The organism is Haloferax sp. s1 (assembly GCF_058382125.1).
Map to the genome: position 1 here is coordinate 1 of NZ_JBZRPK010000027.1, position 625 is coordinate 625.

General features: G+C 60.6%; 2 pseudogenes. Both read right to left on the bottom strand.

From position 1 onward, the window contains the following. Window positions 1-254: pseudogene (locus tag QT222_RS00150) on the bottom strand (hypothetical protein); the annotation flags it as partial. 225 nt (window positions 255-479) lie between these two features. Continuing rightward, window positions 480-625 (bottom strand): annotated as a pseudogene (locus tag QT222_RS00155) (transcription initiation factor IIB); the annotation flags it as partial.

The following is a 625-nucleotide window of genomic DNA, read 5'->3' on the forward strand; positions in this document are numbered from 1 at the left end:
GTCTCGAAGGCCGCAGCGTCCTCGTCGTGCCCGACCGGCGAGAGGATACCCGTCGAGACACGCGGATAGGTCGACCGGCCGACGAAGATAGACGGCGAGACACCGCCGTAAAGGGAGTCGCCCTGAACCGTCTCCTCGAACCGGTCTTGGAACGTTTCGAGATGGTCGAGGATGCCGTAGGACTTCTCTTCGGCGAGACGCCGCCGCTCGGCACGTTCGTCCCGCTCGATGTCCATGTACTCGTCGAGCCGCATTACCGAACTGTGGGGCGGCCGCGGGTATGAACCTTCGGCGATGCGGACAGGTTTCGTCGAAACGAGGAACGAGTAGCACCAAAGAGGAATAGCGAATGTGAGTCAGCGGAAAGAAGAGTGTCTGTCGACGAAACCGACGGCCATCACGCGGCGCGGAACGCAGTCACGCGATGCGAATGTCACGCGATGCGAAGTATCGAGTCGGTGCGTTGTCGGAGACGCACCTTAGGTGTGGATACCCATCGCCTCGATTTGTTCTTGATAGCGGTTCCGGATGGTGACTTCAGTGACCTGTGCGACTTCGGCGACTTCGCGTTGGGTCTTCTTCTCGTTGCAGAGAAGCGACGCCGCGTAGATTGCTGCGGCGGCGA